The 19,010-nt window shown below is 58.6% G+C and carries 22 protein-coding genes (1 of these 22 cut by a window edge); 15 read left to right on the top strand and 7 right to left on the bottom strand.

The features are described 5' to 3' along the window. On the bottom strand, positions 1 to 977 hold the 5' portion of the coding sequence (locus tag HGP31_RS01140) for a CaiB/BaiF CoA transferase family protein (protein ID WP_168757040.1). The gene continues 244 nt to the left of window position 1, outside the view; only the first 977 of its 1,221 coding nucleotides appear in the window; its start codon is at positions 975 to 977; the stop codon falls past the left edge of the window. A 12-nt stretch (positions 978 to 989) separates the two neighbouring features. Next, a complete protein-coding gene (locus HGP31_RS01135; protein ID WP_008064832.1) occupies positions 990 to 2,171 on the bottom strand; it encodes an acyl-CoA dehydrogenase in 1,182 nt (393 codons plus the stop codon). A gap of 157 nt (positions 2,172 to 2,328) precedes the next feature. Between HGP31_RS01135 and HGP31_RS01130 the strand changes: the two genes are divergently transcribed. From HGP31_RS01130 to HGP31_RS01085, 10 genes are all read left to right on the top strand, one after another. Continuing rightward, entirely contained in the window at positions 2,329 to 3,228 is a 900-nt protein-coding gene (locus HGP31_RS01130) for a LysR family transcriptional regulator (protein ID WP_020798089.1), read from the top strand. Between the two features lie 436 nt (positions 3,229 to 3,664). Next, positions 3,665 to 4,786 (top strand): Re/Si-specific NAD(P)(+) transhydrogenase subunit alpha, encoded by a 1,122-nt coding sequence (locus HGP31_RS01125; protein WP_020798088.1) that lies wholly within the window; start codon positions 3,665 to 3,667, stop codon positions 4,784 to 4,786. An 11-nt stretch (positions 4,787 to 4,797) separates the two neighbouring features. Beyond that, positions 4,798 to 5,154, top strand: a complete 357-nt coding sequence (locus tag HGP31_RS01120; protein ID WP_008064823.1) for an NAD(P) transhydrogenase subunit alpha part 2 — start codon at positions 4,798 to 4,800, stop codon at positions 5,152 to 5,154. Continuing rightward, positions 5,151 to 6,584, top strand: coding sequence for an NAD(P)(+) transhydrogenase (Re/Si-specific) subunit beta (locus HGP31_RS01115; RefSeq protein ID WP_083349961.1), 1,434 nt, complete (start codon positions 5,151 to 5,153; stop codon positions 6,582 to 6,584). Before HGP31_RS01120 ends, HGP31_RS01115 begins: the two co-directional genes overlap by 4 nt. Positions 6,585 to 6,799: 215 nt before the next feature. Continuing rightward, the gene (locus HGP31_RS01110; protein WP_020798086.1) at positions 6,800 to 8,293 is read left to right on the top strand and encodes an acetyl-CoA hydrolase/transferase family protein; all 1,494 of its coding nucleotides are present in this window, start codon (positions 6,800 to 6,802) and stop codon (positions 8,291 to 8,293) included. Positions 8,294 to 8,612: 319 nt separating this feature from the next. Beyond that, positions 8,613 to 8,828, top strand: a complete 216-nt coding sequence (locus HGP31_RS01105; RefSeq protein ID WP_007902752.1) for a DUF1127 domain-containing protein — start codon at positions 8,613 to 8,615, stop codon at positions 8,826 to 8,828. A 336-nt stretch (positions 8,829 to 9,164) separates the two neighbouring features. After that, entirely contained in the window at positions 9,165 to 9,482 is a 318-nt protein-coding gene (locus tag HGP31_RS01100; protein WP_008064820.1) for a DUF2388 domain-containing protein, read from the top strand. 107 nt (positions 9,483 to 9,589) lie between these two features. Then, positions 9,590 to 9,907: a DUF2388 domain-containing protein gene (locus tag HGP31_RS01095; RefSeq protein WP_020798085.1), complete on the top strand. Its 318-nt coding sequence runs from the start codon at positions 9,590 to 9,592 to the stop codon at positions 9,905 to 9,907. Positions 9,908 to 9,935: 28 nt separating this feature from the next. Further along, positions 9,936 to 10,256 carry a DUF2388 domain-containing protein gene (locus HGP31_RS01090; protein ID WP_020798084.1) on the top strand — a complete coding sequence of 107 codons (321 nt, stop codon included), beginning with the start codon at positions 9,936 to 9,938 and terminating at the stop codon, positions 10,254 to 10,256. Further along, positions 10,253 to 12,214 carry a DUF7844 domain-containing protein gene (locus HGP31_RS01085; protein WP_033038900.1) on the top strand — a complete coding sequence of 654 codons (1,962 nt, stop codon included), beginning with the start codon at positions 10,253 to 10,255 and terminating at the stop codon, positions 12,212 to 12,214. Before HGP31_RS01090 ends, HGP31_RS01085 begins: the two co-directional genes overlap by 4 nt. Before the next feature lie 104 nt (positions 12,215 to 12,318). Here the strand turns inward: HGP31_RS01085 and trpA are convergent, their stop codons facing one another. Both trpA and trpB read right to left on the bottom strand, forming a co-directional pair. Further along, on the bottom strand, positions 12,319 to 13,131 hold the full coding sequence (trpA, locus tag HGP31_RS01080; protein ID WP_020798082.1) for a tryptophan synthase subunit alpha: 813 nt from the start codon (positions 13,129 to 13,131) through the stop codon (positions 12,319 to 12,321). Further along, positions 13,131 to 14,366 (bottom strand): tryptophan synthase subunit beta, encoded by a 1,236-nt coding sequence (gene trpB / locus HGP31_RS01075; RefSeq protein WP_020798081.1) that lies wholly within the window; start codon positions 14,364 to 14,366, stop codon positions 13,131 to 13,133. Before trpB ends, trpA begins: the two co-directional genes overlap by 1 nt. A 112-nt stretch (positions 14,367 to 14,478) precedes the next feature. Here trpB and HGP31_RS01070 point away from each other — a divergent pair, with 112 nt between their 5' ends. Continuing rightward, positions 14,479 to 15,396 carry a LysR family transcriptional regulator gene (locus tag HGP31_RS01070; RefSeq protein ID WP_020798080.1) on the top strand — a complete coding sequence of 306 codons (918 nt, stop codon included), beginning with the start codon at positions 14,479 to 14,481 and terminating at the stop codon, positions 15,394 to 15,396. On the opposite strand, the gene HGP31_RS01065 is transcribed toward HGP31_RS01070, so the two are convergent. Then, positions 15,369 to 15,695 carry an ElaB/YgaM/YqjD family protein gene (locus HGP31_RS01065; RefSeq protein ID WP_020798079.1) on the bottom strand — a complete coding sequence of 109 codons (327 nt, stop codon included), beginning with the start codon at positions 15,693 to 15,695 and terminating at the stop codon, positions 15,369 to 15,371. The genes HGP31_RS01070 and HGP31_RS01065 overlap by 28 nt on opposite strands. A 157-nt stretch (positions 15,696 to 15,852) precedes the next feature. On the opposite strand from HGP31_RS01065, the gene HGP31_RS01060 reads away from it, so the two are divergent. Together HGP31_RS01060 and HGP31_RS01055 are read left to right on the top strand one after the other, a co-directional pair. Continuing rightward, complete coding sequence (locus HGP31_RS01060; protein WP_007940746.1) at positions 15,853 to 16,068, top strand: dodecin; 216 nt, start codon at positions 15,853 to 15,855, stop codon at positions 16,066 to 16,068. A 123-nt stretch (positions 16,069 to 16,191) separates the two neighbouring features. Continuing rightward, positions 16,192 to 16,416 (top strand): DUF1161 domain-containing protein, encoded by a 225-nt coding sequence (locus tag HGP31_RS01055; RefSeq protein ID WP_020798078.1) that lies wholly within the window; start codon positions 16,192 to 16,194, stop codon positions 16,414 to 16,416. 78 nt (positions 16,417 to 16,494) lie between these two features. Here HGP31_RS01055 and HGP31_RS01050 read toward each other — a convergent pair whose 3' ends face one another. Next, positions 16,495 to 17,496 (bottom strand): LLM class flavin-dependent oxidoreductase, encoded by a 1,002-nt coding sequence (locus tag HGP31_RS01050; RefSeq protein ID WP_168757039.1) that lies wholly within the window; start codon positions 17,494 to 17,496, stop codon positions 16,495 to 16,497. A 237-nt stretch (positions 17,497 to 17,733) separates the two neighbouring features. Between HGP31_RS01050 and HGP31_RS01045 the strand changes: the two genes are divergently transcribed. Both HGP31_RS01045 and HGP31_RS01040 read left to right on the top strand, forming a co-directional pair. Beyond that, positions 17,734 to 18,165: an OsmC family protein gene (locus HGP31_RS01045; protein WP_020798076.1), complete on the top strand. Its 432-nt coding sequence runs from the start codon at positions 17,734 to 17,736 to the stop codon at positions 18,163 to 18,165. 163 nt (positions 18,166 to 18,328) lie between these two features. Further along, a complete protein-coding gene (locus tag HGP31_RS01040; RefSeq protein WP_020798074.1) occupies positions 18,329 to 18,562 on the top strand; it encodes a DUF1161 domain-containing protein in 234 nt (77 codons plus the stop codon). A gap of 6 nt (positions 18,563 to 18,568) precedes the next feature. Here HGP31_RS01040 and HGP31_RS01035 read toward each other — a convergent pair whose 3' ends face one another. Then, the gene (locus tag HGP31_RS01035) at positions 18,569 to 18,988 is read right to left on the bottom strand and encodes a PA0061/PA0062 family lipoprotein (RefSeq protein ID WP_033038895.1); all 420 of its coding nucleotides are present in this window, start codon (positions 18,986 to 18,988) and stop codon (positions 18,569 to 18,571) included. Positions 18,989 to 19,010 lie beyond the last annotated feature (22 nt).

Here is a 19,010-nt window from a genome sequence, read left to right as displayed (position 1 = left end):
ATGGGGCCGCACGGCACACCAGCCTGTTCCAACTGAGCGACCCATTCGGCGGTAGTCTTGAACACCGTAGCCTGACGGATCAGGGGGATCAGCACCGCCCTGTTTGCCACCCGCAGCTTGTTGGTTGCAAAACGCGGATCGTCCGCCCACTGAGGCTGCCCAGCCACTTCGGCAAACTTGCGAAACTGCCCGTCATTCCCGACCGTCAGGATGAAGTCGCCATCAGCCGTAGGGAAGTCCTGATAAGGCACGATGTTCGGGTGTGCATTGCCCAGGCGCTTTGGCGCATTGCCCGTTGTCAGGTAGTTCATCGCCTGATTGGCCAAACAGGCGACCTGAACATCCAGCAATGCCATATCGATATGCTGCCCACCACCATCGTGGTCTCGATGCGCAAGCGCGGCCAGGATAGCCACAGTGGAATACAGCCCCGTGAGGATGTCCGTCAGCGCCACACCCACCTTGACCGGCCCAGCACCCTCTTCGCCTTCAGGTCGACCCGTCAAGCTCATCAGCCCACCAAGGCCCTGGATCATGAAGTCATAACCTGCGCGCTTGGCGTAGGGACCGGTTTGCCCAAACCCGGTGATCGAGCAATAAATCAGATCAGGATTGATCGCTTTCAGCGACTCATAGTCCAGACCGTAGGCCGCCAGACCGCCGACCTTGAAATTCTCGATGAGGATGTCCGACTTGGCCGCCAAGTCACGCACCAGCTTCTGCCCCTCTGGACGCGTGAAGTCGATGGTGACCGATTGCTTGTTGCGGTTGGCCGACAAGTAATAGGCAGCCTCGCTGGTGTTCTCGCCATAGGCGTCCTTGAGGAACGGAGGGCCCCAGGCGCGCGTGTCATCGCCATTGCCCGGACGCTCGACCTTGATCACTTCAGCGCCAAGGTCGGCGAGGATCTGGCCGGACCATGGCCCAGCCAACACCCGCGATAAATCCAGTACCCGTAGATGTGAAAGCGCGCCCATGACGTTCTCCTATTAATAGAACGCCTGGATGCCGGTCTGAGCGCGACCGAGGATCAGCGCGTGGACGTCATGCGTACCCTCATAGGTATTCACCACTTCCAGGTTGACCAGATGACGAGCAACGCCGAATTCATCCGAGATACCGTTACCGCCCAGCATGTCGCGGGCCATGCGCGCGATATCCAGGGATTTGCCGCAGGAGTTGCGCTTCATCATCGAGGTAATTTCAACCGCCGCGGTGCCTTCGTCCTTCATGCGCCCCAGACGCAGGCAGCCTTGCAGCGCCAGGGTGATTTCGGTCTGCATGTCGGCCAGCTTCTTCTGGATCAACTGGGTAGCGGCCAATGGGCGACCGAACTGCTGACGATCCAGGGTGTATTGGCGAGCGGTGTGCCAGCAGAACTCAGCGGCGCCCAGCGCCCCCCAGGAGATGCCGTAACGGGCCGAGTTCAAGCAGGTGAAAGGACCTTTCAGGCCTCGGACGTCAGGGAAGATGTTTTCTTCCGGAACGAACACGTTGTCCATGACGATCTCGCCGGTGATCGATGCCCGCAGGCCAACCTTGCCGTGAATCGCCGGAGCGCTCAGGCCTTTCCAGCCCTTCTCCAGAACGAAGCCGCGGATGTCGCCGGCATCGTCCTTGCCCCAAACCACGAATACGTCGGCGATCGGGCTGTTGGTGATCCACATCTTGCTGCCGGTCAGGCTATAGCCGCCTTCCACTTTCCGTGCACGGGTGATCATTGCACCTGGATCGGAGCCATGGTTTGGCTCGGTCAGGCCAAAGCAGCCGATCCACTCGCCCGACGCCAGTTTTGGCAGGTACTTCTGTTTCTGGGCTTCAGTACCGAATTCATTGATCGGCACCATTACCAGCGAGGATTGCACGCTCATCATCGAACGGTAGCCGGAGTCGACGCGCTCGACTTCACGCGCAATCAAACCGTAGCTGACGTAGTTCAGGCCGCTGCCACCGTACTGCTCGGGAATGGTTGCACCCAGCAGACCCACTTCGCCCATTTCACGGAAGATCGCCGGATCGGTCTTTTCATGGCGGAAGGCTTCGAGCACACGCGGCGCGAGACTCTGCTGAGCGAACTGCGCAGCGGTGTCGCGGATCATGCGCTCTTCTTCGGTGAGCTGTTGATCCAGCAGCAGGGGATCGATCCAGTTGAAGCTAGCTTTACCGGCCATGAGTGTGTCCTCTCGAAACAGGTCAAATAACGTGCAGTGATCCTAGGCCGGGTTCGCCGTCTGGGCAAACGAGGATTTCGCATACTGTTGTGCTAATTTCTCACTCCGAGATGTCGCAAAAGCCATTTAAGGCGATGTATTAGTGAGGTTGACGTACATGCGCAGGAAAATACCCAGCACAACGGCCCTGATCAGCTTTGAAGCCGCCGCCCGCCATGAAAGCTTTACCAAGGCAGCCCAGGAGCTTTCGCTGACCCAAGGGGCAATTTGTCGACAGATCGCCAGCCTCGAGGAGTTCCTGGGCGTGGAACTGTTCCGACGCTCCCGACGCGGGGTCAAGCTGACGGAGGCGGGTCTTTCCTACAGTCGCCGGGTTGCCACCCAACTCGATGCGGTTGAGCGCGACACCCTGTCCGTGATGGGCCAACAGGGGGCCAACGTCATAGAACTGGCCGTAGTTCCAACGTTCGGGACCCAGTGGCTGCTGCCCAGGCTCAAGGACTTTCAACAGAAACACCCGGAAGTAACAGTCAACCTGACCAACCGCACACGGCCGTTTCTGTTTGCCGACACCGATTTCGACGCAGCGATCTACTTCGGTGATGCGGATTGGTCGGGTACTGAATCCCACAGACTGATGGGCGAAAATCCGATGCCCGTGTGCAGCCCCAACCTATTGGGCCAAAAAAATGCCCTGACAGCCGCTGAAATCGCCGACCTTCCCCTTCTGCAACAGACCACCCGCCCCTACGCCTGGCGCCAATGGTTCGACTCTCAGCACCTGAACGTCCCACGCGACATGACAGGGCCGCGCTACGAGCTATTCTCCATGCTGGCCCAGGCGGCGATGCACGACATGGGGATTGCACTGATCCCGCCGTTCCTGATTCAGCGCGAATTGGCCGAGGCTCGCCTGGTGATCGCCAACCCGCAGGCGCTCTCCAGCATAAAGGCCTATTACCTGATGATTCCGGAGAGAAAGGTCGAATCGGCGTCTTTAAGGGCTTTTCGGGACTGGCTGGTAAATCAGGCCCATGGCTACAGCCTAGAAGGATAAAGGCCTGCAGAACTTATCTGACCTCGTAGTCAGAAAACTGAAAACCCTACAGATATAAGTAATTGTCGCATAGAGAGAAACTGTACGACGAAGCAGTACAAACGTGCCACAAGCGCCTGAAGACGCGGCTTTGCGCCACTATTCCAGATCGATTCCGCATCATTCATATGGCCGATGTGTAAATTGTTGGATTTGCGCCAAAATGCCCGAAAGGCACGGCCTACAAGGGATTGAGCCGTTTGGTTGCGACATTCGGTCACGGGGTGACTTGTAGTTAATTTTCCGTCACCCGTCATAATCCCTTGTAAGGGCACAAAGTTCGCCTGCAAAATGCCGCGCCCCGCCTGAATTTAGCGGGGTCGTGCTGATCGGCCGCCCCAGCCGCACCATCCGTAGTGCATGGGTTTACTCAATAAGATCACGCAGGAGATTTGACGTGCACATTGGTGTTCCTCTCGAAACCCAGACCGGTGAAACACGGGTTGCTGCAACCCCCGAAACCATCAAGAAGCTGATCGGCCAGGGTCATAAGGTCACTGTACAAAGCGGCGCCGGCGTCAATGCCAGTGTTGTCGACAGTGCCTATGAAGCCGCAGGCGCGGCCATTGGCAGTGCCAGCGAGGCGTTTGGTGCAGAGCTGATTTTGAAGGTGGTCGCCCCCAGCGACAGCGAGCTTGCGCTGATTAAGAGCGGCACCGTTGTGGTGGGGATGCTCAATCCGTTCAACAACGAAACCATCGCCAAGATGGCTGAGTGCGGCATTACTGCCTTTGCCTTGGAGGCTGCTCCTCGCACCTCGCGCGCACAGAGCCTGGACGTGCTGTCCTCGCAAGCCAACATCGCCGGCTATAAAGCCGTGTTGCTGGCCGCTCATCACTATCCGCGCTTCATGCCGATGCTGATGACCGCCGCGGGCACCGTGAAAGCGGCGCGGGTGCTGATTCTCGGCGCCGGTGTTGCCGGGCTGCAGGCCATCGCCACGGCCAAGCGCCTGGGTGCGGTGATCGAAGCGTCTGACGTGCGTCCGGCGGTAAAAGAACAGATCGAATCCCTGGGCGCCAAGTTCGTCGACGTGCCTTACGAGACCGATGAAGAGCGCGAATGCGCTGTCGGTGTCGGCGGTTACGCTCGCCCGATGCCTGCCAGCTGGATGCAGCGCCAGGCCGTGGCCGTGCACGAACGCGCCAAACAGGCTGACATCGTCATTACCACGGCGCTGATTCCGGGTCGCAAGGCACCGACGCTGCTCAGTGCAGAGACCGTGGCACAGATGAAACCGGGCTCGGTGGTCATCGACCTGGCGGCTGCCCAAGGCGGTAACTGCCCGCTGACCGTGGCCGACCAGGTGGTTGTCGAAAACGGTGTGACCATCGTTGGCCCGACCAACCTGGCGGCCGCAGTCGCTGCCGACGCCTCGGCACTGTATGCACGCAACCTGCTGGACTTCATGAAACTGTTGTTCGATAAAGAAGGACAACTGGTGATCAACCTTGAAGACGATATCGTCGCCGCGTGCCTGATGTGCCGCGACGGCCAGATCGTGCGCAAGAACGGCTGAGGATAAAAACAATGGAAGACATGCTGATCTCTCACGGTATCTACAACCTGATCATCTTCGTGCTGGCCATCTATGTCGGCTACCACGTGGTCTGGAACGTGACCCCTGCACTGCACACCCCTCTGATGGCCGTGACCAACGCGATCTCGGCCATCGTCATCGTCGGCGCCATGCTGGCTGCCGCCCTCACCGTGACCCCACTGGGCAAGACCATGGGCACCCTCGCCGTGGCCCTGGCCGCAGTGAACGTGTTCGGTGGCTTCCTGGTTACCCGGCGCATGCTGGAAATGTTCAAGAAGAAAGCGGCTCCAGCAAAAGCTCCGGCAGCCAAGGCCGAAGCAATCAAGGCTGAGGTGCAGCAAGCATGAGCATGAATCTGGTTACTTCCCTGTATTTGATCGCCTCGGTCTGCTTCATCCAGGCGCTCAAGGGACTCTCGCACCCAACCACGTCGCGTCGCGGCAACCTGTTCGGCATGCTCGGCATGGGCCTGGCGATCCTCACCACGGTTGGCCTGATCTACAAGCTGGGCGCCGAGCTGGCCCACGACGGTATCGTCTACGTGATCGTCGGCCTGCTGATCGGCGGCACTGTCGGTACGATCATGGCCAAACGTGTTGAAATGACCAAGATGCCCGAACTGGTCGCCTTCATGCACAGCATGATCGGCCTGGCGGCGGTGTTTATCGCCGTGGCCGCCGTGGTCGAGCCACAGTCGCTGGGTATCGTCCAGAACCTCGGCGATGCGATCCCGGCCGGTAACCGCCTGGAGTTGTTCCTCGGCGCTGCCATCGGTGCGATCACCTTCTCAGGTTCGGTCATTGCCTTCGGCAAACTGGCGGGCAAATACAAGTTCCGCCTGTTCCAGGGCGCGCCAGTACAGTTTGGCGGTCAGCACAAGCTGAACCTGCTGCTCGGCCTGGCCACACTGGCCCTGGGCGTGACCTTCATGCTCACCGGCGACTACACCGCTTTCGCCGTGATGCTGGCGCTGGCCTTCGTGCTAGGCGTGCTGATCATCATCCCGATCGGCGGTGCCGACATGCCGGTCGTCGTGTCCATGCTCAACAGCTACTCGGGCTGGGCGGCGGCGGGTATCGGCTTCTCGCTGAACAACTCGATGCTGATCATTGCCGGCTCGCTGGTCGGTTCGTCCGGCGCGATTCTTTCGTACATAATGTGCAAGGCGATGAACCGTTCGTTCTTCAACGTATTGCTTGGCGGTTTCGGCAACACGGCGGACGCAGGCCCTGCAGGCTCGAAAGAAGCGCGTCCGGTGAAATCCGGTTCGGCTGACGATGCAACCTTCCTGCTGACCAACGCCGACACCGTGATCATCGTTCCGGGCTACGGCCTGGCGGTAGCGCGGGCCCAGCATGCGCTGAAGGAACTGACCGAGAAGCTGACCCACCGTGGCGTGACCGTGAAGTACGCGATCCACCCGGTTGCCGGTCGCATGCCTGGCCACATGAACGTACTGCTGGCCGAGGCCGAAGTGCCTTACGACCAGGTGTTCGAGATGGACGACATCAACTCCGAGTTCGGCCAGGCCGACGTGGTACTGGTGTTGGGCGCGAACGACGTGGTCAACCCGGCGGCGAAGAACGATCCGAAATCGCCGATTGCCGGCATGCCGATCCTCGAAGCGTTCAAGGCCAAGACCATCATCGTCAACAAGCGCTCGATGGCCAGCGGCTATGCCGGCCTGGACAACGAGCTGTTCTACCTGGACAAAACCATGATGGTCTTCGGCGACGCCAAGAAAGTCATCGAAGACATGGTTAAAGCCGTCGAGTAAGACCGTTTCGCAGTGCCACAACGCCCCGACTCGTCGGGGCGTTTTTGTTTGTGCAAATCAATGGTCAAACCGTCGCGTTGTTACCGAAACGGTAACGGTGTTTTGTCTGAAAGCACCGGAATAGACACCTCGTTTGCGACCTTGGTAGCGGGACACAGCGCCGTGAAATTCAATAGACTGCATGTCCTGCTACCCGTTGCCCGAGATAACAATCCATGTACCGTGACCGTATTCGCCTGCCTTCGTTGTTGGATAAAGTGATGAGCGCCGCCGAGGCTGCCGCTCTGATTGAGGACGGCATGACCGTCGGCATGAGCGGCTTCACCCGTGCCGGCGAAGCCAAGGCCGTGCCCCACGCACTGGCCGAACGGGCCAAAGCCTCCCCGCTGAAGATCAGCCTGATGACCGGCGCCAGCCTGGGCAACGACCTCGACAAACAGCTCACAGAAGCCGGCGTATTGTCACGACGCATGCCGTTCCAGGTGGACAGCACCTTGCGCAAGGCGATCAACGCTGGCGATGTGATGTTCATTGACCAGCACCTCTCGGAAACCGTCGAGCAATTGCGCAACCAGCAACTGAAGCTGCCGGACATCGCGGTGATCGAAGCCGTGGCCATTACCGAGCAAGGTCATATCGTGCCGACCACTTCCGTGGGCAACTCGGCCAGCTTCGCGATTTTCGCCAAGCACGTGATCGTCGAGATCAATCTGGCGCACAACCCCAACCTCGAAGGTCTGCACGACATCTATATCCCGACCTATCGCCCGACCCGTACGCCGATTCCCTTGGTCAAGGTCGACGATCGCATTGGCAGCACCGCCATCCCGATTCCACCGGAAAAGATCGTCGCGATCGTGGTCACCAATCAGTCCGACTCACCGTCCACCGTGCTGCCACCGGACGTGGATACCCAAGCGATCGCCGATCATCTGATCGACTTCTTCAAGCAAGAAGTCGGCGCGGGACGCATGACCAACAAGCTCGGCCCACTGCAGGCCGGGATCGGCACCATCGCCAACTCCGTGATGTGTGGTTTGATCGATTCGCCATTCGAAGACCTGACCATGTACTCCGAGGTGCTTCAGGACTCGACGTTCGACTTGATCGATGCCGGCAAGTTGAGTTTTGCCTCTGGCAGTTCGATCACCTTGTCGAGTCGCCGCAACGCTGACGTATTCGGCAACCTGGAGCGCTACAAGGACAAACTGGTGCTGCGCCCTCAGGAAATCTCCAACCACCCGGAAGTGGTCCGCCGCCTCGGTATCATCGGCATCAACACCGCCCTTGAATTCGATATCTATGGCAACGTCAACTCCACCCATGTCTGCGGCACGCGGATGATGAACGGCATTGGCGGCTCGGGCGACTTCGCGCGTAATGCGCACCTGGCGATTTTCGTCACCAAGTCGATCGCCAAGGGCGGGGCGATTTCCAGCGTGGTGCCGATGGTCAGCCACGTTGACCATACCGAACATGATGTCGACATCCTCGTCACCGAAGTCGGCCTGGCGGACCTGCGCGGCCTGGCACCCCGGGAGCGGGCACGCGTCATCATCGACAACTGCGTACATCCAGATTATCGCCAGGCACTGAACGACTACTTCACGGCCGCCTGCGCCATCGGCGGACACACGCCCCATATCCTGCGTGATGCACTGAGCTGGCACATGAACCTGGAAGAAACCGGGAGAATGATCGCTGTTTGATTGATACAGATGGCAGCTGACGCAAACACAGTTTCGTTAGCTCGCTGTCGTCTCTTCATAATTTGACAAAAACTGTACTGCTGTACCGGTCATTTCCTACCGAATTTTCCCACCTCTCTTAGCCAAATCAGCAAAATTGCACCATAATGGCGCAGACAGATACAGTTGCCTCATTTTTGACCAGTACACCCCCTATAAACAGTTAACTGAGCTCTCACAATACAGGTGAACTGTATCTACAGAGGCTAGGCAAACAAGAGGATCATGGGCACCAGTTAAGCCACTACCTAATCCCGCCACAAGCGGAAGGATGAAAACCATGGAACGTACACTCAGTTCCGAACTGTTCTTCGAAGACACTGCTGCAAAAACCCAGGCTTCCATGCCTCTGCGCGTTATCGCCAACCTGATGCTGTGGCAGCGCCGCATCTCCAGCCGCCACCAACTGGCTCGCCTGGATTCGCGTCTGCTGGCTGACGCCGGGATTAGCGAAGCACAACGCTACGAAGAGCTGAGCAAGCCGTTCTGGCGCTAAGTTAGCGTCGCTGGCTCTGACCCGCAGGGTCCACCGCCAGCAACCCGAATTGCACAAACAAAGCCCGTCGTGGGACTCCACGACGGGCTTTGTCGTTTCAGGTGTTATCAATGCGCAAACAGGTACAGTTTTTATAGTTGAGGATCAGACCATTACAGTTTGCAATCGACTATCGACCGCTCGAACTGATTTTTAGCAACCTTTTCTCTTATAGGCTGTTCGAAACGACCTGCTCAGGCCTAATATCAAGCCAGAACGTGGCGCCCCCCGAGTGTCTGGCGTCTGAATCACCAGACACTGCGCCACCTTTATCGTCTTATCCAAAGGAGTTACACCATGTCCCGTCTTCGTCTGCTCAGCGCTGCAGCCCTGCTTGCCGTGGCTGCCAATGCCCACGCCACCAGCTTCATCGTGACCACCGATGCCGTCGTCGGTGCACTCAAAGCCACGTCCGACGCCACCTCCGACGTGACGTCTTCGTTCAAGGACGACAAGATCGTGCTCGCGGCCCGTGACGATGCTGCCAGCTTCGTCGCCAGCGAAGGTTCGATCCGTGGGGTTAAACTGGAAAGTGCACTCGATCACATTCGCCACCAGGCTCCGCAACTGAATGCAACAGACGCCCAGCTGGCGCAAGCCATCCTGACTATCTAAGCGTTTTCCATGATGGGGGACACGCGTGACGTGTCCCAATGTTTCAGCGCTGGCTCTAGCCCGGGCCTTGCGCTAGCCTTGGGACTCACACTCAACTGTCGAGTCTCATGCGTTTTCTTTCAAACCTGCTGGTTGCTCCAGTCTTTCTAGCAGCCTGCTATTCGGGGGCAGCCCATGCCTTCGACGCGTTTAACCTGTCTACCCAAGGCATCGTGGCTAGCGTTTATGCCACAGGCCTGGTGACCTCTGCCCCCTTCGATCATAAACTGCTCCTCAACGCCCGGGATGACGCCGCGGTATTCATCGCCAGTGATGGTCGAATGAGAGGCGCACGACTGGAGTCGGCCTTGGATTACCTGCGCCAGGCCCAGCCAAAACTTCATGCCAGTGACCTTGAACTGGCACGAGCAATTCTCGTCCAATAGTTATCCCATGTTTCTCCGGAGTCGTTCCATGCGTAACCCGCTGATTGTTGCCACCCTTGGCCTATTGTTGTTGGCTGATGTGGCCCAGGCCCAAACCCTGGTTGCCACCAGCAACATCCTCATTCGTGCCACCCAGCGCACACTGGATTTCACTTCCGACACCACGACGTCGATCCGCGACTCTAAAATCGTCCGTGAAGCCCAGGACGATGCCGCCAGTTTCGTCGCCAGCAACGGCGATATTCGTGGTGCGCACCTGGAATCTGCGCTCAATTTGTTGCGCACTCGCGTTCCTGAAGCCCGCGATGCCAGTGATCAGGATCTCGCCGAAGCCATCCTCGCACTGTGAGGTCTCCAGCTTCCTGGCTGTTGGCCGGGGCCCTGCTGCTGTTTGGCAGCACGGCCCACGCCGACCTCGAACTACACCTCAAGACCGATGGCCTTAGCCCGGCGCAACAGCGGGCCAGCCAGGCTTTGCTTGATGAAGCCATGCAGGCATTGCCGCCACGGTTCATCGAGCAACTCGACCGGCGTATCGACGTCGGCTGGACCGATAAAATGCGCAGCGATGCCTACGGTCAGGCGTCGCTGGTTTCCGAACTCGATCTGAATCGCAATTTGTTGGCGAGCCTCACCGATGGCAGCGCTGCCACCAAGAAAACCTATCGTCCCCATGGCACTGTGCGCCGGGAAATGCTCGCGACGGTGCTGCATGAGCTGACCCATATTTATGATCGCTCGCGCCTCTGGCCAAACGCGGAACGCACGCTGATCCAGCGCTGCACCCAACGCAGCGGCAGTTCAGGGCTGATCGGTATTCCCGATCAATGCCGTGGGCAGTCCGATAGACGCTTTACCTTGAGCGATGATCCGCGCCTGCTCGACCTTGCCGGCTGGCAACAGTACGTTGGCCGTCGGGGCGAGCGCGAACAGCACAACCGTCAGATCGCCCGCAGCCCGGATATCTACGAGACCAGCAGCCCCAAGGAATTCGTCGCGGTCAACATGGAGTATTTCCTCCTCGACCCGAGCTACGCCTGTCGTCGCCCTGCGCTGTACCGCTACTACAAGGAGCGTTTCGGCTGGGCACCTGCGGCCAAGAACGATTGCGGCAAGACCTTCGCATTCCTCAACGCCGGCAATGACTTTGCCAAGACGCCTTTGGGCCAGGTCGATCCGGAGCGGGTCTACGCCGTCGACTATCTACTGGCAGAGGCCAATCAGAACTGGGTCAGCCGTTGGGGCCACAGCATGTTGCGCCTGGTGATCTGTGCACCTGGCCGGCCACGCGGGCCGGATTGCCGCCTGGACCTGGACCAGCACCTGGTGTTGTCCTACCGTGCGTTCGTGGGCGACGTGCAACTATCGAGTTGGGATGGACTGGTGGGTAAATACCCCTCACGCCTGTTCGTGTTGCCGCTGGCCCAAGTGATCGACGAATACACCAAGACCGAGTTACGCAGCCTCGCCTCCGTGCCACTGAACCTGTCTCGTGAAGAGGTTGAAAACGTGGTGGAGCGTGCCGCAGAGATGCACTGGAGTTACGACGGCAACTACTTCTTCCTGTCGAACAACTGCGCTGTCGAAGAGCTGAAGTTATTGCGTGGCGGCACCAACAACTCAAAACTGGTTGCCCTGGACAACATCATGCCCAATGGTTTGCTGGAGGTGCTCAAGGGGCGCGGTCTGGCGGATACCAGCGTGCTGGACGATCCACGTGAGGCGCTTCGCCTGGGCTATCGCTTTGACTCTTTCCGCGATCGCTATCAAGCAATGTTCGAGGTATTGAGAAAACAGCTACCGATCAAACAGGAGAAGGTCGAAGACTGGCTGTCCCTGACCGCCGCACAACGCCGCCAATGGTTCGATCAGGCAGATTTGCGCACCAGCGCGGCATTGCTCTTACTGGAACAGGCAAGCTATCGCCAGCAGTTGCTTCTGGCCCAGGACGAGGTCAAACAACGTTATCTGGGTGCCCGTGAGCTGAAAAACGGCGGAATGGACAAAGCCAACGCGACACTGAGGCAAATTCTCGATAACAGCGGTTTCCTCAGTCGTCCGGCGGAATTACTCGGCAGCGGCGGGTATGGCTTGCCACAACCTGCTGAATGGCAACGCCTGGAATCGGAGACCAGCCTGCGGCAGAAGCAGCTTCAGGCACTGACCGGGGATCTGGACAAGGAAGTCCGGGCCCTACTCGATCCAGACCGCGCAGCGGAAATGGCGGCCAACGAAGCCAACGTGAAACAGATCGGTGAGCATCTGCGTAAATTGCACAAGGCAGCAGGTGGCCTTCAATTGCCTTGAGGCTAAAAAAGCAAAAGGGCTTCAGAACATTGTCCTGAAGCCCTCGATCTTGCTGATCAACCTGTGACGAGAGGGTTTGATTCCTCTGTGTAGCAACTGTTCCGTTAGCTGACGCGGGCCTTACGCACGCCATCGGCCAATGCCGAGCACAGGCTCAGCACACCATCGATCGCCTGTTCCGGCGTCGTGGCATTGGCGATGTGATCGATCAGTGCCGAACCCACCACCACTCCGTCCGCCAGGCGCGCGATGGACGCCGCTTGCTCTGGCGTGCGAATGCCGAAACCGATGCTGATCGGCAGATCGGTGTGACGGCGCAGACGAGTGACCGCTTCTTCGACGTGTTCCAGGGTTGCTGCGCCAGCACCGGTCACACCGGCCACCGATACGTAGTAAACAAACCCGGAGCTACCATTAAGGACTGTTGGCAGACGCACATCGTCAGTGGTCGGGGTAGTCAGGCGAATGAAATCGAGACCGGCGGCCTGGGCCGGGTCGCACAACTCACCGTTATGCTCGGGCGGCATGTCCACCACGATCAGGCCATCGACACCGGCCTCTTTTGCATCGGTGATGAAACGCGGTACACCGTACTTGTGGATCGGGTTGAAGTAACCCATCAGGACGAGTGGCGTCTCGTTGTTGTCCTTGCGGAACTCACGCACCATTTCCAGGGTTTTCGCCAGGTTCTGCTTGGCCGCCAGCGCGCGAATATTGGCGAGCTGGATCGCCGGGCCGTCGGCCATCGGATCGGTGAAAGGCATGCCCAATTCGATCACGTCGGCGCCAGCGGCTGGCAAACCCTTGAGGATCGCCAGGGAGGTGTCGTATTCCGGGTCGCCGGCGGTGACGAAGGTCACCAGGGCGGCGCGGTTCTGTTCCTTGAGTTCGGCAAAACGCGTTTGCAGGCGGCTCATCAGTGTTTCTCCTGCTTGGATTGCTCGTGTTGAGAGTGTTCCATGTGGTGCATCACGGTCTGCATGTCTTTGTCGCCGCGACCCGACAGGTTGACCACCATCAGGTGATCCTTCGGCAGCGTCGGCGCGCGCTTGAACACTTCAGCCAGGGCATGGGCGCTTTCCAGGGCAGGAATGATCCCTTCCAGACGGCAGCACTGGTGGAATGCAGCGAGCGCTTCGTCGTCGGTCACCGAGGTGTACTGGACACGGCCGATGTCATGCAACCAGGCGTGCTCCGGGCCGATGCCCGGGTAGTCCAGGCCAGCGGAGATCGAGTGTGCGTCAATGATCTGGCCATCGTCGTCCTGCAGCAGGAAGGTCCGGTTGCCGTGCAGCACACCCGGTACGCCGCCGTTCAGGCTGGCCGCGTGCTTGCCGGTCTCGATGCCGTGGCCGGCCGCCTCCACGCCGATGATCTCAACGCTCTTGTCATCCAGGAACGGGTGGAACAGGCCCATGGCATTGGAACCGCCACCGATGCACGCCACCAGGCTGTCCGGCAGGCGGCCTTCCTGGGCTTGCAGCTGGTCACGGGTTTCCTTGCCGATAACGGCCTGGAAGTCGCGGACCATTGCCGGATAAGGGTGTGGACCGGCGACGGTGCCGATCAGGTAGAAGGTGCTGTCGACGTTGGTCACCCAGTCGCGCAGGGCTTCGTTCATCGCATCCTTCAGGGTGCCGGTGCCGGCCACGACCGGGATCACTTCAGCGCCCAACAGCTTCATGCGGAACACGTTGGCCTGCTGGCGTTCGATGTCGGTGGTGCCCATGTAGATCACGCAGTCCAGGCCAAAACGCGCAGCCACGGTGGCGGTCGCCACCCCGTGCATGCCAGCGCCGGTTTCGGCAATGATACGTTTCTTGCCCATGCGTCGCGCCAAAAGGATCTGGCCGATGCAGTTGTTGATCTTGTGCGCGCCAGTGTGGTTCAGCTCTTCGCGCTTGAGATAAATCTTCGCGCCGCCACAGAATTCGGTCAGACGTTCGGCGAAATAGAGCGGGCTCGGACGACCGACGTAGTCGCGCTGGAAGTACGCCAGCTCTTCCTTGAATGCCGGATCTTCCTTGGCCGCTTCGTATTCGCGGGCCAGGTCAAGGATCAGTGGCATCAGGGTTTCAGCGACGTAACGGCCGCCAAACGCGCCGAACAGGCCGTTGGCGTCAGGGCCGTTGCGCAGATTAGTCTGGGTCATGGGGCGCTCCAATTGAATGCGTGATATGACAATGGGCTTAACTCTACCCCTGACGCCAGGCTCTGAAAACCGATAAGATCGCCACAACCTGTCAGGAAAACTCACAGATATCATGAGCCACGATCTGCCACCCCTGAACGCCTTGCGCGCCTTCGAAGCCACTGCCCGCCTGAACAGCGTCAGCCAGGCTGCCGAGCAGCTGCATGTCACCCACGGTGCTGTCAGTCGCCAACTGAAGGTGCTTGAAGAACACCTCGGGGTGAGCCTGTTCACCAAGGAAGGCCGTGGCCTGAAACTCACAGATGCCGGCATGCGTTTACGCGATGCCAGCGCCGACGCCTTCGAACGCCTGCGCACGGTGTGCGCCGAGCTCACGCAAAGCACTGCCGATGCACCGTTCGTCCTGGGCTGCTCAGGAAGCCTGCTGGCACGCTGGTTCATACCGCGCCTGGGCCGACTGAACGCTGATCTGCCTGATTTGCGCCTGCACCTGTCAGCCGGCGAAGGCGATCTCGATCCCCGTCGCCCCGGCCTGGATGCCCTGCTCGTATTTGCCGAACCGCCCTGGCCCGCTGATATGCAGGTCTTCGAACTGGCCAGCGAACGGATCGGCCCGGTCATGAGCCCACGGTTCGCCGGTTATGAGCACCTGGAAACAGCGCCGGCTGCAGCGCTGCTCACTGAACCCTTGCTGCATACCACTTCGCGACCGCAAGCCTGGCCCAGTTGGGCGCAGCAAAGCGGCCTCGACGCCAAAGCGTTGAAGTACGGCCAAGGTTTCGAGCATTTGTATTATTTGCTGGAAGCGGCCGTAGCCGGACTGGGTGTTGCGATTGCTCCCGAGCCGCTGGTGGCCGAGGACCTGAAGGCGGGTCGCCTGGTCGCCCCTTGGGGATTTTGCGAAACACCCGCTCAACTGGCCCTGTGGCTACCCAAGCGCGCCGCGGACGGGCGCGCCAGGCAACTGGCGCAATGGCTCAAGACTGAGCTGCGCCAGACAGATCATTCCCCGCGCTTAAACAGCAAATAGGCCGCCAACAGGCCCAGCGCACCAACGGCAACACCAGCAGTCGTCCAAGGGTGTTCCTGCGCGTAATCCCGAGTGGCAATTCCGGTTTCACGGGTTTTGACCTTGACCTCTTCATAGGCATCCGAGAGCAGATGGCGTGAATGCCTCAGAGCGTTCTCGGCATTGCCTTTAAGCACCTTGAGGGTTTTACGCGACTCGTCCGAGGCGTCGTCCTTCAGGCTTTCCAAGGATTTGAGCAGACTCTCGATCTCCGCTTCCATGCTTTGCAATGAGGCTTTACGTAACGAGCTGTTGGCCATGGTGGCTCTCCTGCATTGTTGATGAGTGGCGTGTGTTGGTTGGGACTTCAGGGACTCGAGAAAGTGCAGTAAATGTGAGTATCAATGTCGCAACGACCGAAGGAAGTAAGACAGAAAATCACTGCTAGGCTGTATTTCACACCCTAAGGAGAACGCCATGACTGACCATCACACCTATAAGAAAGTCGAACTCGTCGGCTCGTCCACCAGTAGTATTGAAGACGCGATCAACAACGCACTGGCCGAGGCCAACAAAAGTCTCAAGTACATGGAATGGTTCGAAGTCACTGAGACCCGTGGCCATATCAAGGATGGCAAGGCTGCGCACTTCCAGGTGACACTCAAGGTCGGGTTCCGGATTGCCAGTAGCTGACGTTGGTTCTAGTCTGTTGAACTTGAGCGCTGGCCGAATGCCATAAGGAATGGCAGTGCGCTAGATGCGTTTCCGGCCAATGGCTGGATGCCTTTTTTTGATCCGACCAGAGAAATGCGACTGATGAAGAAATTTATTTTGGCGGTAGGCTTGTTGAGCCTGGTGGGTACTGCCTTTGCTGATAACGGCAAAAATTGCGAAGAATTGAAAGCCGAAATCGCAGCAAAGCTCGACGCCAAGGGCATTTCCGGCTATTCGCTGGAAATTGTCGACAAAGGCAATGCGTCTGGCGGGAAAATCGTCGGCACCTGCGAGAAGGGCAGCAAGGAAATAGTCTATAAGCGGTAGCACCATAAAACGGTAGCCCCAACCGATTGCCAGCAAAAAGCCGACGCCATCGCGTCAGCTTTTTTGCGGTCAACGTGTTCAGCCCTTCATGACTTGCGCCAGCAGCTCATAGGAATGCAGCCGATCCGCATGTTCGTACAGGTCGCAGGTAAAAATCAGCTCGTCGGCTTGGGTCTGCTCGATCAGCACGTCCAGCTTGGCGCGGATTTTTTGCGGGCTGCCGATCATCGCCAATCCCAGGAAATCGCTGACCGCCTCTTTCTCATGAGGCAACCACAGCCCGTCCATCGTCTTCACCGGCGGGCGCTGCACCAGGCTCTGACCACGCATCAGCGCAAGAATACGCTGGAATACCGAGGTCGCCAGATAATCGGCGTGTTCATCCGTGTCGGCGGCGACCAAAGGCACGCCAAGCATTACGTATGGCTTGTCCAGCACGGCGGAAGGCTTGAAGTGATTGCGGTAGACGCGAATGGCCTCATGCATGAAGCGCGGAGCAAAATGTGACGCGAACGCATAAGGCAAACCGCGCTCCCCTGCCAGCTGCGCACTGAAAAGGCTTGAGCCCAGCAACCAGATCGGCACATTCGTGCCGGTACCCGGCATTGCGATGACGCGCTGGTCCGGGGTACGCGGCCCGAGATAACGCACCAGTTCGGCCACATCTTCCGGGAAGTCGTCGGCACTGCCGGAACGTTCGCGACGCAGCGCACGGGCCGTCATCTGGTCGGAACCGGGCGCACGGCCAAGCCCCAGGTCGATGCGCCCTGGATACAGACTTTCCAGCGTGCCGAATTGTTCGGCGATGACCAGCGGTGCATGGTTTGGCAGCATTACCCCACCGGACCCGACACGGATGGTCGACGTACCACCGGCCAGATAACCAAGCAGCACGGAGGTTGCAGAACTGGCAATACCGTCCATGTTGTGATGTTCAGCCACCCAAAAGCGGTTATAGCCGAACTTCTCGACGTGCTGCGCCAGGTCCAGCGAGTTGCGCAACGACTGGGCGGCGCTGCCGTTTTCGCGCACGGGCACCAGGTCGAGGGTCGAGAACTTGATATCGGACAGTCGTTTCATAATCCTGCTTCTCCAATTGAGGGCGCAGGTTTTTTTACAAACGAAAACCTGCCGAATCCATAAGCGTGTTTCATGCAATGAGGGCATATACCCGAGTTTCAATAGCAAGGCGAAATTTAGCGACAAAAAACCGAACGATCAGATGCGCTGAACTTTGCTCCCCGGTCTACCCTCAGAACCCTAACGACCGAAACCACAACGGCGCGACGCTTCGCGCCGGATCTTGAGGAGACAGGCATGGCTATCACCAAGAAAGCATCGGCCCATTGGGAAGGTGATCTGAAAACCGGCATCGGCTCGATTTCCACCGAAACCGGTGTGCTCAGGGACGCGCCCTATGGCTTCAAGGCCCGCTTTGAGGGCGGAAAGGGCACAAATCCGGAGGAGTTGATCGGTGCGGCCCATGCGGGCTGTTTCTCCATGGCGTTTTCGATGATTCTCGGTGAGGCCGGCCTCAAGGCCGACAGCATCGATACCAACGCCGAAGTGACCCTGGACCAGGTAGAAGGTGGTTTCGCGATCACGGCCGTGAAATTGATCCTCAAGGCAAAAATCCCCGGCGCGAGCCAGGCGCAGTTCGATGAGTTGAGCAACAAGGCCAAAGAGGGTTGTCCGGTCTCCAAGGTGCTGAATGCGAAAATCAGCCTGGATGCGACGCTGGTCAACTAAGTTCGCATGATCGCAGCCTTCGGCAACTCTTGATCCTGTAGGAGTTGCCGCAGGCTGCGATCTTTTTTGATTTGAAACAGATTTGCCCGGTAAAACTGTGGTCGAATAAATGACAGCAGCACAAACGCATGACCTATGCGCGCTGCCTCAAGGAGCTTCAACCATGAAACGTTTTACCTTGGCGATTATCTGCTGCGCCCTGGCCACTTCGGCCCTGGCGGCACCCAAACCTTGTGAAGAGCTCAAGGCCGAAATCGAAGCCAAGATCCAGGCCCGAGGCGTGACGTCCTACACCTTGGAAATCGTTACCAACGACGAAGTGCACGATCAGAACATGGTCGTTGGCTCCTGCGACGGCGGCACCAAGAAAATCATCTACCAGAAGAATGACCGCTGACCTGAATCAAGGCACACAGTTGATCTGGCTCGCTTCGGCGACGATCTCGCGCCTGGCGTTATACAGGCGCGCTTCAGGGGTGAACGCCATGGAACGGGCTTGTAACAGATAACGCTGACCGGCTTCGAAATGATCGTATTTAACGATTATGTAGCATAGCCGCTCCGTAGTACCGCCGAACAAGTCCGAGCTCCCGCCTGGCACTTCAAAATCGAAGCGCACGGTCAGCTCGTGGCTACCGGGAGTGACCTGGAAAAAACGCCCGTCACGCAAGCGCTGGTTATCCAGTCGCTCCGCCATCAGCAATTTATCGTTAGGAAATGGCGTAGAGAAGTCTACCCACGCCATGTGCGGATTGGCCGCCGGCATAGGCGTCGAACAGCCGGCCACGGCACTTGCAGCCAGTAACAGCATCAACCTGCGCATGATAAATATCCCTATGTCAGGA

Origin of the sequence: Pseudomonas umsongensis, assembly GCF_012647205.1 — a bacterium.
Taxonomy (GTDB): domain Bacteria; phylum Pseudomonadota; class Gammaproteobacteria; order Pseudomonadales; family Pseudomonadaceae; genus Aquipseudomonas; species Aquipseudomonas umsongensis.
Note: the sequence above shows the minus strand (reverse complement) of the source record. Positions and strands in the feature narration are given on the sequence as shown.

What these genes read in the sequence shown, in the direction of transcription:
- HGP31_RS01045 (WP_020798076.1), top strand. Translation starts at nt 17,734, where the DNA reads ATGGCTATCACCAAGAAAGCATCGGCCCATTGGGAAGGTGATCTGAAA.
- HGP31_RS01100 (WP_008064820.1), top strand. Translation starts at nt 9,165, where the DNA reads ATGTCCCGTCTTCGTCTGCTCAGCGCTGCAGCCCTGCTTGCCGTGGCT.
- HGP31_RS01135 (WP_008064832.1), bottom strand. Translation starts at nt 2,171, where the DNA reads ATGGCCGGTAAAGCTAGCTTCAACTGGATCGATCCCCTGCTGCTGGAT.
- HGP31_RS01055 (WP_020798078.1), top strand. Translation starts at nt 16,192, where the DNA reads ATGAAGAAATTTATTTTGGCGGTAGGCTTGTTGAGCCTGGTGGGTACT.
- HGP31_RS01130 (WP_020798089.1), top strand. Translation starts at nt 2,329, where the DNA reads ATGCGCAGGAAAATACCCAGCACAACGGCCCTGATCAGCTTTGAAGCC.
- HGP31_RS01060 (WP_007940746.1), top strand. Translation starts at nt 15,853, where the DNA reads ATGACTGACCATCACACCTATAAGAAAGTCGAACTCGTCGGCTCGTCC.
- HGP31_RS01110 (WP_020798086.1), top strand. Translation starts at nt 6,800, where the DNA reads ATGTACCGTGACCGTATTCGCCTGCCTTCGTTGTTGGATAAAGTGATG.
- HGP31_RS01090 (WP_020798084.1), top strand. Translation starts at nt 9,936, where the DNA reads ATGCGTAACCCGCTGATTGTTGCCACCCTTGGCCTATTGTTGTTGGCT.
- trpB (WP_020798081.1), bottom strand. Translation starts at nt 14,366, where the DNA reads ATGACCCAGACTAATCTGCGCAACGGCCCTGACGCCAACGGCCTGTTC.
- trpA (WP_020798082.1), bottom strand. Translation starts at nt 13,131, where the DNA reads ATGAGCCGCCTGCAAACGCGTTTTGCCGAACTCAAGGAACAGAACCGC.
- HGP31_RS01040 (WP_020798074.1), top strand. Translation starts at nt 18,329, where the DNA reads ATGAAACGTTTTACCTTGGCGATTATCTGCTGCGCCCTGGCCACTTCG.
- HGP31_RS01120 (WP_008064823.1), top strand. Translation starts at nt 4,798, where the DNA reads ATGGAAGACATGCTGATCTCTCACGGTATCTACAACCTGATCATCTTC.
- HGP31_RS01105 (WP_007902752.1), top strand. Translation starts at nt 8,613, where the DNA reads ATGGAACGTACACTCAGTTCCGAACTGTTCTTCGAAGACACTGCTGCA.
- HGP31_RS01095 (WP_020798085.1), top strand. Translation starts at nt 9,590, where the DNA reads ATGCGTTTTCTTTCAAACCTGCTGGTTGCTCCAGTCTTTCTAGCAGCC.
- HGP31_RS01070 (WP_020798080.1), top strand. Translation starts at nt 14,479, where the DNA reads ATGAGCCACGATCTGCCACCCCTGAACGCCTTGCGCGCCTTCGAAGCC.
- HGP31_RS01035 (WP_033038895.1), bottom strand. Translation starts at nt 18,988, where the DNA reads ATGCGCAGGTTGATGCTGTTACTGGCTGCAAGTGCCGTGGCCGGCTGT.
- HGP31_RS01065 (WP_020798079.1), bottom strand. Translation starts at nt 15,695, where the DNA reads ATGGCCAACAGCTCGTTACGTAAAGCCTCATTGCAAAGCATGGAAGCG.
- HGP31_RS01050 (WP_168757039.1), bottom strand. Translation starts at nt 17,496, where the DNA reads ATGAAACGACTGTCCGATATCAAGTTCTCGACCCTCGACCTGGTGCCC.
- HGP31_RS01115 (WP_083349961.1), top strand. Translation starts at nt 5,151, where the DNA reads ATGAGCATGAATCTGGTTACTTCCCTGTATTTGATCGCCTCGGTCTGC.